Origin of the sequence: Flagellimonas sp. (assembly GCF_965215805.1) — a bacterium.
In the GTDB taxonomy this organism is placed as follows: Bacteria; Bacteroidota; Bacteroidia; order Flavobacteriales; family Flavobacteriaceae; genus Flagellimonas.
In genome coordinates this window covers 40,171-57,661 of record NZ_OZ244124.1, presented here as the reverse complement: position 1 = coordinate 57,661, position 17,491 = coordinate 40,171, and the positions used below count along the sequence as shown (strand labels likewise).

The window sequence follows — 17,491 nt, the reverse complement described above, 5'->3', positions numbered from 1 at the left end:
TAGTATTTATTGCATATCAAAATACTAGCGATCAACAAATTAATTGACCACAATTGAAAATTATATCAAAACATATATGCTGTTTTCTCATGGCTTTGATGTTTTGGTCATGTGGGGAATATTTTTCCAACTCCGCAAAAAAAACTAAAAACCCTAATAATCCTCAGTTTGTATTGCTTTCAGTAGAGCAAACTAAAGTTGATTTCGCAAGTTTATTAAGAGAAACACCCAACATCAATGTTTTGATTTATGAATATTTTTACAATGGTGGTGGGGTGGCAGCCGGCGATTTTAATGGAGACGATCTTATAGATCTCTATTTTACCTCGAGTATGAGCACCAATAAGTTTTACCTTAATAGAGGGTACATGCAGTTTGAAGAAGTAAGTAAAATTGCTGGGCTAAAGCCAAGAAAGGGAACTTGGAAAACTGGAGTAACACATGTGGATATAAATGGTGATGGCAGATTGGATCTCTATCAATGCTATTCAGGTGCTTTACCTCCTTCTCAACGGAAAAATCAACTTTTTATAAACACAGGGAACGATAAAAACGGTATCCCAACATTCGAAGAAAAAGCCGCTGACTATGGTTTGGATAGTCCTGCATTTAGTAATCAGGGATATTTTTTTGATTTCGACAAAGATGGAGATTTGGATATGCTCTTATTGAACCACAATCCACAATCTTTACCAGAACAAAGTAAGACAGCGGCTGAAAAAATGCTACGAATCCCTGATTCTCTTATGGGAGTGCGTCTTTATAAGCAAACGAACGAAAAATTCATAGATGTTACCGAGCAAGCAGGAATAAGCGGAACGGCACTGACCTTTGGACTAGGTATCGGTATGGGAGATGTCAACAATGATGGTTGGACGGATTTCTATGTTTGCAACGATTATGATGTTCCTGACTATCTGTACATAAATAACCAAGATGGAACATTTTCTGACAGAATTAAAATAAGCATGGGACATACTTCCCAATTCTCAATGGGCAATGATATTGCTGATGTAAACAATGACGGGCTTGCTGACATAATAACTTTGGATATGCTCCCAGAAAGCAATGAACGTCAAAAACTTTTGATGATGCATGACAGTTATACCAAGTATGATGTTATGGTGCAAAAAGGCTTTCATCATCAGAACATGCGCAATATGCTCCAATTGAACAATGGGGATGGAACCTTTAGTGAAATTGGACAGCTGGCTGCAATTGATAAAACTGATTGGAGTTGGTCTCCGTTATTGGCCGATTTTGACAATGATGGATGGAAGGATCTGCATATTACGAATGGCTACTTTCGTGATTTTACCAATATGGATTTTATCAATTATATGGATGATTTTACCAAGGGAAAGGATATGTTGAAGCGAGAAGAAGTATTGAAATTGGTGAAACAGGCCCCAAAATCGGATTTCGTAAACTATGTCTTCAAGAACAATGCAAACTTGACCTTTTCAAATGTCACTTTGGATTGGGGAATGAATGAAGTCTCCAATAGTAACGGCGCAGCATATGCGGATTTGGATAATGACGGGGATTTAGACATGATAGTCAATAACATTAACAAGCCCGCTTTTATTTATGAGAATCAAGCTGATGAACTAGGCGGTAATTATTTGTCCATACGTCTTAAAGGTGAACAAAAGAATACAAATGGGATAGGTGCAAAAGTACAGCTATTTTATGACGGTCAAATGCAGGAAGTAAGCCAGTTTCCGTCAAGAGGTTATTTGTCAGCTGTTAGTGAGGTATTGCATTTTGGTCTTGGAAATATAACAGTTGTTGATTCCTTAAAGGTGATATGGGAAAGTAGCAAACAGGAGATACAGTTAAATGTAAAAGCCAATCAAACTTTAATATTAAATGAACAAAGTGCCGAGAAAACATTTTCTGAGCAATTGAATGCCAAACCGATTTTTACACAAACAAGGTCGTTGATAGCATATAAGGACCCGGAAATTAATATTCTTGATTTTGACAGGCAGGCTTTACTTACCTCCGAATTGTCTCATGATAGTCCAAGTATGGTCAAGGGAGATTTGAACGCAGATGGCCTGCAGGATATTTTTGTGGGTGGGTCCACCGGTTATCCTGCTAAGATTTACTTGGCAAATGCATCTGGAGGTTTTGCAGAACATACTGGTTTTAAAAATCTTGCTATTGCCGATGCAAAGAGTCATGACACTGATGCTGTTATTTTTGATGCCAATAAAGATGGATATAATGATATTTATGTAGCAAGTGGTGGTTATCATTTATTGGATAAAGCAGATGAAGCCCTACAAGACAGGCTATATCTTGGCAATAGCGAAGGAAATTTTGCTAAAATCAGCAATGCTCTACCTGTGTCATTTTCATCCTCCCAAACCTTGGCGATTGAAGATTTCAATCAAGATGGGCATCCAGATGTGTTCATCGGTGGTGGGTTTGTTCCTGGCCGATACCCTGAGAACGCCAAACCTCAACTCATGGTTAATGATGGTGAAGGCCATTTTTTTGACAAAATCAAAGAAATTGCCCCACAATTGGAACAGTTTGGTGCTATTAAAGATGCCCTGTGGCTTGATTTGAATCAAGATGGGACAAAAGAATTGATAGTTATTGGTGAATGGTCACCTGTTTCCATTTTTGCATATGTGAACGGTAAGTTTGAAAACCAAACCAAAGAATACCTCCAAAAAGAATATAATGGCTGGTGGAACACAATTGAATCGGCCGACATCAATGAAGATGGAATACCCGATTTTATAGTGGGCAATGTTGGTTTGAACACACAATATGTAGCTTCAGAAAATGAACCAATTGAATTGTTCTATGCCGATTTTGACGGGAACGGTTCCATAGACCCCTTTTTGAACTATTATAAACAGGGCAAATCATATCCAGAAGTTTCCCGAGAAGAATTAAAGAAACAATTAAGTCATTTGGGAAGTAAGTATACCAACTATGAAAGTTATGCCAATGAAACTATGGAATCGATTTTTAGTTCTGAAGAGCTAGAAAATGCAGATAAACTCATGGTTAATCATCTAAAAACAGCACTCTTTTTAAGTGATTCCAAAGGAAGTTATATTATAAGAGAACTCCCCATTCAGGCGCAATATGCCCCGGTTAATGCCATCCAGTTTTTGGATTATGACAATGACGGTCATCAAGACGTACTGTTGTGCGGAAATAACAGTCATTTTAAAATAAGTATTGGAAGATCGGATGCAAATTATGGTGTTTTATTGAAAGGCAATGGTAAGGGTGATTTTGATTACGTAAAACAATCGGTATCAGGACTTAAATTGAAAGGCGACATAAAAAAAATACTGAAACTGGATGATAGTCTAATTTTTGGAATCAACCAACAACCCATCATAACATACAAACTAAATAGTTTTTAAAAAACGATGATGAATAAATTGAAAATAGTATTCCTGCTCTGTTTTGTACAACAACTGGTCATCGCTCAAGAAAAACCCAATATTGTGCTTTTGTTCTCTGATGATGCGGGCTATGCCGATTTTGGTTTTCACGGCAGCAAGATTATGAAAACCCCAAATCTGGATAAGTTGGCCAAGCAAGCTGTACGCTTCACACAGGGTTATGTTTCAGACCCTACTTGCGGCCCTTCCCGAGCCGGTTTGATAACAGGCAGATATCAGCAACGATTTGGTTTTGAAGAAAATAATGTACCAGGTTTTATGAGTGCCGTTTCCGCCGCTGATGGTAGAGAAATGGGCCTTCCAGTTGAAGAAGTAACTATAGCTGATTACATGAAAAAAATGGGATATACCACTTCTTTTTATGGTAAATGGCATTTAGGTGGTGATGACCGATTTCATCCTGTAAAACGCGGTTTTGATGAATTTTATGGTTTTAGAGGAGGTGCTAGAAGCTATTTTCCATATTCCAATATTCCAGCCCAGAAAATGGATTTGATGGAACGAGGCTTTGGCAACTTTGTGGAACCCGAACAATATCTTACAGATGCATTGGCCATGGAGGCTATTGATTTTATTGAACGAAATGCTAAAGCGAAAAAACCATTTTTCACCATACTGTCGTTCAATGCAGTACATACCCCTATGGATGCAACCAAGGAAGACCTTGACCAATTTCCAGAGCTTAAAGGAAAACGAAAAATTGTAGCGGCAATGACCCTGGCCCTTGACCGCGCCTGCGGTAAGGTTTTGGACAAGCTTAAGGAATTAGGGATTGATAAAAACACCTTAGTAGTATTTACAAATGATAATGGTGGCCCTACAGACAAAAATGCTGGAGTTAACTTTCCACTTAGCGGTACTAAATCTAGCCACCTGGAAGGCGGTATTAGGGTGCCTTTTTTAATAAAATGGCCGAATAATACAGGTGCAAACACTACATATGACTATCCAATAAGTACTTTGGACCTGCTTCCTACTTTTTTCGCTATTGGTGGGGGCGATGTAAGAACCATCAAAGGAACAGATGGCGTGGACCTGCTTCCATATATAACCGGAGAAAATACGGAAAGGCCTCATGAAGTCTTATTTTGGAGGAAAGATACTAGGGGCGTAATCCGTAGAGGCGATTGGAAACTTATTCGATATCCAGATAGACCGGCGGAACTCTATAACATTCCAAATGATATTTCTGAGACCCATAATTTGGTATCCAAGCATCCAAAAATGGTAAAAGAAATGTTCAAAGAACTCTTTGCCTGGGAATTGACCTTGGAACGGCCACGTTGGATGTTGAAAAAGGCCTTCGAGAAAGTGGACATTGACCGCATGGACAAATTCCGAGATCAATCAAAATATATTGATGGGGAAAGTAAATAGTAATAGCCAGACCGTTTTTTAGATGATCAATAACTTTCAATTTTGGAATGTTTTCCTACCCACTTTGGTACTGTTTTCTTTGGTTTCTTGTAAAATTCCAAAGAAGAAAACTGAAGGTGAACTTTTGGCAGAGCGCTTATGTAGTGGTTGTCATTTAACTCCCAAACCAAGCGAAGTAAACAAGGGAACATGGAACTTACTCCTTCCGGATATGTTGAGCAGAATGCCTATGAACAGTGTGACCAAAGAGGAACAAGATAAACTTTACCAATACTATATTGAACAAGCACCATACCAATTACCTATTGATAAAAAGAGGCCAACAGCCAAAATTGACACGAGTCTATTTAAGTCCAAAGTTTTTGATTTAAAAGGTCATGCAGCGGCAACTACCTTTGTTAAAATTGACGAAAAACTGAACACTCTATACTTTGCAGATGCCGCAAAAAGAAGTGTTTTTAATATGAGCTATGAGGGTAATAAAATAGATTCTTTTGTAGTTCCTGGCGGCATCATGGATTTTAAAAAATATGGTAATGGCTATCGATTTTTAAGTATGGGTAATTTCATGCCTACAGATGAAGCTAAAAGTACATATGGCCACATTCCAGTAAAAAAAGATTCCATTGGTGAACCAAGAATATTAGTGTCTGATCTCAAAAGGGCAACCGATGTTCAAATTGCGGATTTAAATGGAGATAATAATGATGATTTCATAATTTCCTGTTTTGGGTTGAATTTTGGTGGTTTGTCGTGGTATGAAAACGTGGATACAGAACCAATAGAGCATAAACTAAATGAATATGCAGGCAATATTAGGACTGTAGTGCATGATTACAATAAAGATGGATTGCCAGATATTTATGCACTAGTTGCTCAAGGAGATGAAAAAATATTGCGTTATGAAAATAAAGGGAATGGAAATTTTGAAGAACATACCTTACTTCGTTTTCCACCTTCATATGGGTCCACTTACTTTAACCTAACGGATATTAATAAAGATGGGATTTTAGATATTCTTTATGTTAACGGTGATAACGGCGATTATACACCAATAGCTAAAAATTACCACGGTATTAGATTTTATGAAGGGGATGAACAAGGGGCATATGAAGAACTATTGTTTTTACCCATTAACGGGCCATTCAAAGCAATCGTTAAGGACTTTGATAAGGATCATGATTTAGATATAGCTGCTATAGCCTATTTTCCTGATTACAAAAATAGGCCACAGGAAGGGTTTGTTTTTTTTGAAAACATTGGCAGGTTAGAGTTCAGAAGAACCACTGTTCCTGAAACCTACATGGGCAAATGGATGGTTATGGATGCCGGAGATATTGATGATGATGGTGATGATGATATTGTAATCGGTTCTGCATTATTTATGACTCAAGAAGCGCCGCCTGAAATGAAGAGCATATGGCGCACAAAATCTGTACCCTTATTGGTATTAGAAAACCAGACTTACTAAAAATGTCTAAAAAACGATATAATATTCTGGCCTTGATTTTTGGTAGTGTTGTTATCAATTATTTGGACAGAACCAACATATCTGTTGCTGCACCTGCCATAAAGGAATCGTTGGAGCTTAGTTCGGTGGAAGTGGGGTTGATTTTTTCAGCTTTTGGATGGACATATGTTGCTCTCCAAATTCCAGGGGGTATCTTGGTAGATAAAGTAGGTGCCCGTTTGCTATATGGGTTAATGCTTTTCTTTTGGTCTATTGCTACCTTAGTTCAGGGATTTGTGAACTCTTTCATTGTATTACTTGGTTTACGGGCAAGCATCGGCATTTTTGAAGCCCCAGCGTACCCAGCAAACAATTCCATTGTTACAAAATGGTTTCCAGAGAATGAACGGGCATCTGCAATTGCCATTTATACTTCTGGTCAATTTATTGGACTGGCATTTTTGTTTCCCGTCCTAGCTATAATTCAAGATCAATTGGGCTGGCGTGGGTTGTTTATTGTTTCCGGGATAATCGGAATTGTTTGGGCTGTAATATGGTACATGTTTTATAGGGACCCTCATAAGCATGAATCCGTTAGTTCGGAAGAGTTACACCATATTCAAAAAGGTGGAGGTCTTGTAAAGGCGGATGTTGCCTCTAACGAAAAAACCAAATTTAGCTGGTCAGATCTGGCTGAGGCTTTCAAGTACAGAAAATTATGGGGTGTATATCTCGGTCAATTCTGTGTTGGATCGGTTTCTATATTTTTCTTGACTTGGTTCCCAACATATTTGGTAGAATATCGTGGATTGGATTTTATCAAATCGGGCTTTTTGGCTTCGGTTCCGTTTCTAGCTGCTTTTGCCGGTGTTTTGTTATCTGGTTTCACATCTGATTATCTGATAAAAAAGGGGAAATCCATAGAGATGTCACGTAAAGCTCCTGTATTATTCGGTTTACTCTTATCGGTATCCATCATTGGATCCAATTTTACCGATAGCACCTTTTTCGTAATTTTCTTTCTGACCTTGGCTTTTTTTGGAAATGGTCTAGCTTCCATCACATGGGTATTCGTTTCGTTGATGGCACCTAAACACTTGATAGGATTGGTAGGTGGCGTTTTTAATTTAATAGGTGGTTTGTCCGCTATAATCATACCCGTGGTAATAGGAGTTTTGGTAAAGGATGGGGACTTCAGTCCCGCCTTATTTTTTATAGGTGGAATTACCATTTTAGGTTTTCTTTCCTTCTCGGTAGTTGTAGGAAAAGTGAAAAGAATAGAATTGACCAAAAAATCGGTCCAATAAAAAGTGATGTATGAAAATAGCGGCGGTAAAGACATTCCCAATAAATATTGGTTTTGGTAGCCAATTGGTTATCAAAGTAGAAACCGATTCCGGAATTTATGGGTGGGGAGCTTCGGGGCTTTCAGGAAGGGAATTGGCCGTAATGGGTGCCATTGACCATTTTTGTTCAAGCTTGATTGGCAAAGACCCACATCAAATCGGTGCAATATGGCAAGATTTGTATAGAGGTCAATATTTTGAAGGAGGCCGTGTTCTAACTGCAGCTATTTCTGCGGTTGATATTGCGCTTCATGATATTAAAGGAAAATCATATGGCGTACCTGTTTATGAACTTTTAGGGGGTAAACAACGAAATCATGTCGACTGCTTTGCTTCTTTACGATTTACAAGCAAGGAAGAGCTACTAACACGGGCAAAGAATTTAATAAAGGAAGGATGGAATGTGTTGCGTCTTGCGCCTGCGGAGTACGAGGCCAACAGCGAGGGAATTTTTGAGCCAAGGGAATCTATTGCTAAAGTGGCCCAATGGGTTACGAGCCTCAGAAAAGAGATTGGCCCTGAGCCTACCATTGGGATCGATTACCATCACAGGCTTTCGGCAGCGGAAACCTATTCTTTTCTGGAACGAATGCCAGTTGGAACATTGGATTTTATTGAAGAGCCTATTCGGGATGAAACCCCAGAAGCCTATCAAAGTCTTCGTAAAATGGTAAATGTACCCTTTGCGATTGGGGAAGAATTTGCAAGTAAATGGCAGTTTAGGCCGTATATCGAAGGAGGTATAACGCAATTTGCAAGAGTAGATGTATGCAATGTTGGAGGATTGACTGAGGCAATGAAAGTAGCCGCCATGGCAGAGGTACACTATATTGATTTAATGCCCCATAATCCATTGGGGCCAATTTGTACCGCTGCATCAATACATTTGGCTGCGGCTTGTCCCAATTTTGCGTGGTTGGAAGAAATCAACACGCCAGTCGAACAGTCAGGTACAAACAATAAAGAATTTTACCCAGTTCAACCAAAGTTAGCTGGTTCTCGTTACATAGTGCCCTCAACTCCCGGCCTCGGGGTAGAATTTAATGAGGAATTGGCCTTGTCAACAAAATTTAAACCGGTAGAAACCCCTCGCCTAAGGAAACGGGACGGGTCTTACACCAATTGGTAAAAAACAAAAAAGTGAAGGAAAAGGTCAATGAAATGTTCAATACAACGAAACTATGGTCAATAGTAAACTTTCTTGTGCTATCAATTTGTCTTTTTGGTAACAATATGGTGTACACCCAAGAACGACCTAACATCCTAATCATGATGACTGATGATCAGGGGTATGGCGATATAGGTGCCCATGGCAATCCCTATTTGAAGACACCGAATATGGAATCTATTGGAAAAGAAGGGATAGAAATGACACACTTTTTGGCCTATCCCAACTGCTCTGCTTCTAGAGCTGCGGTTTTAACAGGTCGATATCCATATCGAACCGGAGTTACGGCGGTTACTCAAGTAGATCATTTCATGAACACTTCCGAAATAACGTTGGCCGAAATTCTTAGTGAGTATGGCTATCGCACTGGTATATTTGGAAAGTGGCATTTGGGTGATAATGCCCCAATGCGCCCTACGGACCAAGGATTTCAAGAGGCGCTTGTACATAAAGGGGGAGGAATAGGACAGGCAGCAGGACCATCCGGGAATACCTATTTCGATCCTATTCTAGAACACAACAATAGCTCAAAAAAATATAAGGGGTATTGTGACGATATTTTTACCGAGGCCACTTTAGATTTTATCAGCAAGAAAGACAAAAGGCCCTTTTTTGCTTACTTGGCAACAAATCTACCTCACTTTCCACTACAAGTTCCCGAAGAACGAGCTGAACCCTATAGAAAAATGGGCTTACACGAAGACAATGCTCGCACTTATGGCATGATCGACAATATTGATTACAATGTAGGCCGTGTGCTAAGCAAGTTAAGGGAATTGGACATTGAAGAAAATACGCTGGTCATTTTTCTTTCAGATAATGGTCCTAGGAATCGGAGAACAAAGAACGATGTTTATCCCGGGCGTTGGGTCGCCAATCTCCGAGGAACAAAAACGAGCGTGTATGAATGTGGTATTCGCGTGCCTTTTTATGTGCGATGGCCTGGTATTATCAAGCCAGAACAAACCTTGAAAACCATGGGCACCGTAATCGATATTTTTCCCACTATTTTGGAAGTCTGTAAAATCGATTCCCCAGGCAAAATAAAAATTGATGGTAAATCACTTTTATCATTATGGAAGAATCAGGAGTTTGATTTTGGTGACCGATCATATTTTACCCAAATGCATTATGGACCAACCCCCTTCAAATACATGCATTTTGCAGTACGTACCCAAAAGTACAAACTAGTTAGTCCACATGATTTCCCACATGGCATCTTATACCAGCCCAAGGATGAAGAACTACAAGAAGTACTTTCTAATTTAGAATTGTATGATATAGAAGAAGACCCTAGTGAGCGACTCAATCTTGCAAAAAAGCATCCTGAAATCGTGGAGAATTTATTGGAAAAATATGAAAATTGGTTTGACGAGGTTACTGAAGAACGGGATTCAAAGGGTATTCAGAGAATACATTTAGGTGCCAGAATACAGCCAGTTGTGCACCTTTCCCGTTTTGATTGGGGAGGCCCACGGGTAATTTCTAAAAATCAGTTGGGTCATTGGCGAGTACAAACTGAAGCTGGAATTTATCAAGTAAGTCTTGACCTTCCTGATATCCTGTCAGATGGGATGGCTCATATCAAGTATCAAAATATACACCTTAAACAACCTATTAAAAAGGGTCAGCAAAGAGTGGTCTTTGATAATGTTTCATTGCCTCAGGGAGAAGGCAATTTTCATGCTTTTTTTAAAGTAAATCGTCTACCTACAGGCCCCCTTTATGTTGCTGTCAAACGGCTAGATTATTGACCGAAACTACGAACGAATATTAGGGGCAATTGATAATTTCAATGTAAACCAATCCTTAGTAAAACTAAAATAACCCTTATATGTCTGTTAGGGTGAAAATAGGTGAAAATACGTTAAGTAAGGGTTAAATTTTGCAACGTAACCTGTAAAGCATACCTGTATTTTTGATTTTATACAAGTGGTCATAGAACTACTGCATAAAATCAAATACATGAAAAAAATACTTTTTTTCTTCTATTCCATTCTCATCTTCAATCTATTGCCCGCTCAAGAAAAAGGACTCATCAACAATGCCGACACGCCATACATGGCATTAAAAAGCATTGACTTTGAGGACTGTGTTTGGACGGATGGTTTTTGGGCTGAAAAGCAGCAAGTATGTCGGGATGCCATGATACCACATTTAAAGGCAATGATGGAAGACCCCAACATTATGCATGCTTATGACAACTTTAAGGTTGCAGCTGGATTACAAGAGGGGGAATCAAGGGGGTTTTCATTCCTTGATGGTGATTTCTATAAATATGTAGAAGCACTTGCCTATACCTACAGCATTTCCAAAGACGAGCGTATTGATCAGCTGATGGATGAAATCATAGATGTTATTGCAAAGGCCCAACGGGAAGATGGATACCTACATACACAAATACAAATTGGTCATGGAATTAAAAGGTTCCCCAGAACCGATCAACAGGTATTCAAAACCATGAACGGTCCTTTTGAAGTAGATTTTGACCATGAATTCTACAATTTTGGCCATTTAATGACGGCTGCTTGTAGTCATTATCGAATTACGGGGAAGCGTAATTTCTTGGATATCGCCATCAAAGCGAGTGATATGATTTACGATAACTTTAAAGAACCGTCTCCGGAGTTGGCAGCTATAGATTGGAATCCGCCCCATTACATGGGATTGGTAGAAATGTACCGGACTACTGGTGAAAAAAAATACCTTGAATTAGCAGAAACTTTTGTCGATATGCTAGGTTCTACTGATAAAAGTGGAGCAAAAGCGCATAGAGGTCTTGACCATAGTCAAAAACGCACCCCGTTTAGGGAAGAGACAGAAGCAGTAGGTCATGCTGGACATGGAAATTATATGTACTGTGGAGTGACCGATATTTATTCAGAGACGGGCGAGCTGGCGCTTTTAGCCAGTCTAGAAAATATTTGGGAAAGCGTCGCCAATAAAAAAATGTATGTACATGGTGGAACGGGACCCAACCATTGGGGCGTATCAAGAAACCATGATGTGGTATCAGAATCTTATGGTCAAGATTATGAATTGCCAAACCTAAGGGCCTATAATGAAACCTGTGCCAATATTGGTAATGCCATGTGGAACTGGCGTATGTTCCTTTTGAATGGCGATGCAAAGTTCGCTGATATAATGGAATTGGTTTTCTACAACAGCGCCCTTTCTGGAGTGGCCTTGGATGGCAAGAGCTTTTTTTATACCAATCCTACACGTTTTATTGAAGGCCATCCACATACAGGACGTGATTTGGGCAAAAGGTCGGAATACATGGCCGTTTTTTGTTGTCCACCGAACATTATCCGAACCATTGCGAAAATGAACAATTACGCATACAGCACCTCGGAAAAAGGCGTTTGGGTCAACCTTTATGGCAGCAACAAATTAAATACCAAGTTGGAAGATGGTTCTACCATTGCTTTGACACAGCAGACCAATTACCCTTGGGACGGCAATATTAAAATTACCGTAGATACGGTTGAAAAAAATAAAGATTTTTCTTTAATGTTACGCATCCCGGGCTGGGCGACCATGGCGGATTTAAAAGTTAATGGTCAGACCATTAGTACTCTTCCAGAATCTGGAAGCTACTTTGATTTAAAACGTAAATGGAAAAAAGGAGATGTCGTAGAAATCAACTTGCCAATGCCGGCACAACTTATTGCGGCCAACCCAAGTATAGAGGAGACATACAATCAGGTTGCCGTTAAGCGAGGCCCACTAGTTTACTGTTTGGAATCAGTGGATTTACCCGAAGGAGTTGCTATAAACGAAGTGGTGATTCCGCAGGACATTACTTTTCAATCACGATTTGACAAAAATTTATTGGCTGGGTCTACGGTTTTAGAAGGTGAGGCGGAAATATTTCAAAATTCAGATTGGTCAAATACCCTGTACAAGCCCTTGAGCAAAAGAGAATTTAAGAAGACAAAAATCCAGTTGATACCCTACTTCGCGTGGAACAATCGGGGCAAAACCGACATGAGTGTTTGGCTACCACTTAAATATTAAAAAAATATAAAAACTACACATATGACAATGAAAAATGTATGCTGTATCCTATTAGGACTTACCGTGCTGAGCTCTTGTGGGGACAACCAAGAAAAAAAGCAGAGCGGTTCGGTGGTCACTGAAGAAATGGCCGCAAACTTTGACCGTAGTGGTGGTATTCTCAATCACAATGACAGTCCACACCTAAAACTGAAAAGTATTGAAATAGGTGATTGCCAATGGACGGATGGTTTTTGGGCAGAAAAATTCGAAATGGCAGAAAAAGTCATGATTCCCCATATGGGAACCATTTTCAAAGGTGATATCGGTTTTGCCTATGACAACTTTAAAAAAGTTGCAGGTATGATTGAAGGGGAAGCTGGCGGGAAATGGTGGCATGATGGTGATTTTTATAAATGGATGGAATCCACCATGTATCTATATGCCCAAAACCGCAATGAAAAATTAATGGATGATCTGGACGAAATCATCGAGGTTATTGGTAAAGCACAAGAACCGGACGGTTATCTTTCCACACATGTGCAGTTAAAAGGAGTCCCAAGATGGCAAAATATGCATCATCATGAACTCTATAACATGGGGCATCTCTACACAAGTGCATCCATTCATTATCGTGTCACGGGTAAGACTAATTTCTTGGAAATCGCTATTAAAAATGCTGACTATGTATATTCCGTTTTTCAGCCCAGAGATCCCGATATGGCGCGATTCGGATTTAATCCATCACAAATAATGGGTCTAGTTGAACTTTACAGAACCACAAAAGACAAAAAATACTTAGAACTGGCCGATATTTTTGTAACCATGAGAGGTTCCGTTCCCATGGATCCACATCCTACGGTAAATGCAAATTTTTTAGGGGATCACAATCAAATGCGTACTCCGCTTAGAGAAGAAAGTGAAGCCAAGGGGCACGCTGTTTTGGCAAACTATCTATGGGCAGGTGCCGCGGATGTATATGCAGAAACAGGAGAACAAGAACTCATCGATGCCTTAGAAAGAATTTGGTCAAGCTCTACCGGAAAGAAAATGTACTTGACAGGAGCGCAGGGGCAAACACATCACGGTGCGAGTCAAAGCCCAAGCGGTAGATATGACATGGTTCATGAGGCATTTCAAGAAGATTATTTAATGCCAAATTCAACAGCTTATAATGAAACTTGTGCAAATATTTCCAATGCCATGTTCAACTATAGATTGTTGGCCGCCAAAGGAGAGGCCAAATATGCTGACATTATGGAACTGGTTCTTTACAATAGTGCTTTAGTGGGTATAAGTGTTGAAGGAAAAGATTATTTCTATGCCAACCCTTTGCGGATGCACCAAGGTAAAGAGGGTAGGGATTATGAACACGCCACTACGGAAAGAGCCGAACGTGTACCTTATATTCCAGTTTTTTGTTGTCCGCCAAATCTGGCAAGGACTATTGCAAAACTATCTGGTTGGGCTTACAGTAAATCTGGAAATGGAATTGCTGTAAATCTTTATGGTGGAAATAAACTAAACACAAAATTGGCCGATGGCTCTACACTTAAACTAAAGCAAGAAACCAACTACCCTTGGAGCGGAGATGTGAAAATCACGATCGAAGAAGCCAAAGAGACTCCTTTTGAAATGTTGTTTCGTATCCCTGAATGGGCAGAAGGCACAAAGATCTTGGTAAATGGTAAGGAAGTAGGAGCTGATGTGGTGCCCAGTACTTTCGCAAAAGTAGAACGTATATGGAAACAAGGTGATGTGGTCACTATTGAAATACCAATGGATGTCAATTTTATTGAAGGGCACCCACTCATTGAAGAAGTCCGTAATCAGGTAGCCATCAAAAGAGGGCCGCTGGTATATTGCATTGAATCTCCGGACCTTCCAGAAAACACAAAAATACTTGATGTCTATATCGACAAGAACACTCAATTGACCGCAAATCATAAACCTGATTTGTTAGGTGGGGTCACTACAATTGATGGTGAGGTATTGCTTCGGGAGACCAAGGAAAACAAAATGTATCGAAAAATCCAGGAACCCGAATGGAAGCAATATGAAACCTCATTTGTTCCCTATTTCGCATGGTCGAACCGTGGGAGAGCTGAAATGACGGTTTGGATTCCAATTGTCTGGTAAACCAAAAATAGTTAGCACTGGTGAACAGAACATTCAACATTTTTAATGTGCTGTTCGGAAATCACACTCTACATGAACATAAAGGACTATTCCATCATTTTAGATGATGCCGCTAAAACGGCTACATCTATATCGCAGATAAGCAACACTACAAAAATCAATTTAGACGACGCTTATACAATCCAAGCCCTAAGTATGAAAAGACGCTATCGTCGAGGTGAAAAATTAGTTGGACTCAAAATGGGTTTTACCAGTAAGGCAAAAATGGAGCAGATGGGTGTGCATGACCTGATTTGGGGCAGACTTACAGATGCAATGGAGATTGAAGTGGATGGCGATATGCCAAGCAAAAACTTTATACATCCCAGAGCGGAACCCGAACTCGCATTCTTGCTCAAAAAAGACATTAAAATACCAATTTCCCTTGATGAAATTGGCTCTGTTATAGGTGGCATTGCTCCAGCAATTGAAATTATAGATTCCAGATACCGAAATTTTAAGTTTTCGCTGGAAGATGTCATTGCTGACAACTGTTCCTCATCAGGTTATGCTATTGGAAAGTGGCATGCGCCTAATACAGATGTTTCAAATTTGTCCATAGACATAGGTATTAACGGAACAATTAGCAAATCGGGAAACTCAAATGCTATTTTGGGAAATCCACTGCAATCCTTGGTAGAAGCTTCACGACTAGCACTGGTTTATGGCCAGGAACTCAAAAAAGACATGATTGTACTTGCTGGGGCCGCAACACCTGCCATCCATATCAAAAAAGGTGAAACAGTGCATGCATCCTTTGGCATATTGGGTGAATTAAAATTTAACGTGGTTTAGCCCTATGGACGAAGATTCCCAGAAAAAATTAAGAAGTCAACAATGGTTTGCTCCTTCGGCAGGAGGAAAAGGTGGCTTTGTACATCGCAAGGCATGGCGAAAAAACCAAGGTCTACCCGAAGACACCTATGGCAAACCGGTTATAGGAATCTGCAATACATGGTCTGAGCTATCTCCTTGCAATACACATCTTCGTTTTTTGGCAGAATCCGTTAAAAGGGGAATTTTGGAAGCTGGAGGTTATCCGTTGGAGTTCCCAATTGTAAGTACCGGAGAGACCATTATCAAACCTACGGCCATGCTTTTTCGAAATTTAATGAGCATGGATACCGAAGAAAGTATTAGAGCTAATCCATTAGATGGTGTAGTGCTACTGACAGGTTGTGACAAGACTACTCCTGCAACCATTATGGGCGCAGCAAGTGTTGATTTACCAACCATTGTAGTTCCTGGTGGTGCCATGATGAATGGAATGTTTAGGGGTACTAGAATAGGAAATGGTACATATGTGTGGAAGCTTAAAGAAAAAATAAACACTGAAGGATTTACTGAAAAAGATTTGAAAGATGCCGAAGTCTGTTCAGCAAGAAGCGAAGGGCATTGTACCACTATGGGTACTGCGTCTTCTATGGCATGTATGGCAGAGTCCTTGGGATTGACCTTACCTGGGGCAGCCGCCATTCCCGCTGTGGATTCAAGAAAGAAAACGTTGGCTCAACTATCTGGGAGACAGATTGTGGAAATGGTTCAAGCCGACCGAAAAATGTCTAAAATTCTCACGCGAGAAGCTTTTGAAAATGCAATAAAAATCAATGCGGCAATAGGGGGTTCCACCAATTTCATTATACATCTTCAAGCCATTGCAGGTAGAATAGGCGTTGACCTCAAGTTACAGGATTTTGATGATTTAGGTAGTAAGATTCCGCTTTTGGTCAACCTCATGCCATCCGGCAAGTATCTTATGGAGGATTTTTACTATGCCGGTGGATTACCCGTGGTACTGAACCATATGAAATCCCATTTGCACAATAACGCACTTACCGTCAACGGAAAAACCTTGGGGAACAACAACGAAGATGCTGTTTGCTTTAATGAGGAGGTCATACGACATATCGATACACCTCTTCAAAAGGAAGCCGGAATCGCGGTTTTATATGGCAACCTTTGCGAAAATGGAGCGGTTATAAAGCCTTCGGCTTCATCTGGTAAACTACTGATTCACAAGGGTAAAGCGGTTGTTTTTGATGATATGGAAGACTTTAGGAATAAAATTGATGATCCTGAGCTGGAAATTGACGAGAAAAGCATAATGGTGTTAAAAACCGTTGGTCCGGTGGGGTATCCGGGAATGCCGGAAGTTGGGAATTTGGACCTGCCCGAGAGACTCCTGAAAAAAGGCATTACCGATATGGTACGTATTTCAGATGGAAGAATGAGCGGTACTGCTTTTGGCACCGTTATTTTACATGTTTCCCCAGAATCTGCAGTAGGTGGTACGTTGGCCTTGGTAGAAAATGGGGATACCATCATTTTGGATGTTCCAAAGCGACTATTACAGTTGGACGTTGACGAAAGTGAATTGGAAAAACGTAGGGCCAATTGGAAAAAACCAGCCTCAAAAGCGAAACGTGGATATCCGTATTGGTACACAAAAACTGTACAGCAGGCACATCTGGGAGCCGATATGGATTTTCTTGTCAAAGATTTTGAAGCCTCTGATCCAACTGAAACCAACTGA

At 40.0% G+C, this 17,491-nt stretch carries 10 protein-coding genes; all 10 read left to right on the top strand.

Annotation, left to right across the window (positions count from 1 at the left end):
- Positions 1 to 242 precede the first annotated feature (242 nt).
- Positions 243 to 3,398, top strand: coding sequence for a VCBS repeat-containing protein (locus ACOOE0_RS00210; protein ID WP_420400484.1), 3,156 nt, complete (start codon positions 243 to 245; stop codon positions 3,396 to 3,398).
- Positions 3,399 to 3,404: 6 nt separating this feature from the next.
- Positions 3,405 to 4,817 carry a sulfatase gene (locus ACOOE0_RS00205; protein ID WP_420400483.1) on the top strand — a complete coding sequence of 471 codons (1,413 nt, stop codon included), beginning with the start codon at positions 3,405 to 3,407 and terminating at the stop codon, positions 4,815 to 4,817.
- Between the two features lie 22 nt (positions 4,818 to 4,839).
- Positions 4,840 to 6,288, top strand: coding sequence for an FG-GAP repeat domain-containing protein (locus ACOOE0_RS00200; RefSeq protein WP_420400482.1), 1,449 nt, complete (start codon positions 4,840 to 4,842; stop codon positions 6,286 to 6,288).
- A 2-nt stretch (positions 6,289 to 6,290) separates the two neighbouring features.
- Positions 6,291 to 7,574, top strand: coding sequence for an MFS transporter (locus tag ACOOE0_RS00195; RefSeq protein WP_420400481.1), 1,284 nt, complete (start codon positions 6,291 to 6,293; stop codon positions 7,572 to 7,574).
- A gap of 10 nt (positions 7,575 to 7,584) precedes the next feature.
- A complete protein-coding gene (locus ACOOE0_RS00190; protein ID WP_420400480.1) occupies positions 7,585 to 8,742 on the top strand; it encodes a mandelate racemase/muconate lactonizing enzyme family protein in 1,158 nt (385 codons plus the stop codon).
- A 140-nt stretch (positions 8,743 to 8,882) separates the two neighbouring features.
- Positions 8,883 to 10,535: an arylsulfatase gene (locus ACOOE0_RS00185; RefSeq protein WP_420400479.1), complete on the top strand. Its 1,653-nt coding sequence runs from the start codon at positions 8,883 to 8,885 to the stop codon at positions 10,533 to 10,535.
- Between the two features lie 211 nt (positions 10,536 to 10,746).
- Positions 10,747 to 12,801 carry a glycoside hydrolase family 127 protein gene (locus tag ACOOE0_RS00180; RefSeq protein WP_420400478.1) on the top strand — a complete coding sequence of 685 codons (2,055 nt, stop codon included), beginning with the start codon at positions 10,747 to 10,749 and terminating at the stop codon, positions 12,799 to 12,801.
- Between the two features lie 21 nt (positions 12,802 to 12,822).
- Positions 12,823 to 14,919 carry a glycoside hydrolase family 127 protein gene (locus tag ACOOE0_RS00175; protein WP_420400477.1) on the top strand — a complete coding sequence of 699 codons (2,097 nt, stop codon included), beginning with the start codon at positions 12,823 to 12,825 and terminating at the stop codon, positions 14,917 to 14,919.
- 72 nt (positions 14,920 to 14,991) lie between these two features.
- Complete coding sequence (locus tag ACOOE0_RS00170) at positions 14,992 to 15,753, top strand: 2-keto-4-pentenoate hydratase (RefSeq protein ID WP_420400476.1); 762 nt, start codon at positions 14,992 to 14,994, stop codon at positions 15,751 to 15,753.
- Positions 15,754 to 15,757: 4 nt separating this feature from the next.
- Positions 15,758 to 17,491, top strand: coding sequence for an IlvD/Edd family dehydratase (locus ACOOE0_RS00165; RefSeq protein ID WP_420400475.1), 1,734 nt, complete (start codon positions 15,758 to 15,760; stop codon positions 17,489 to 17,491).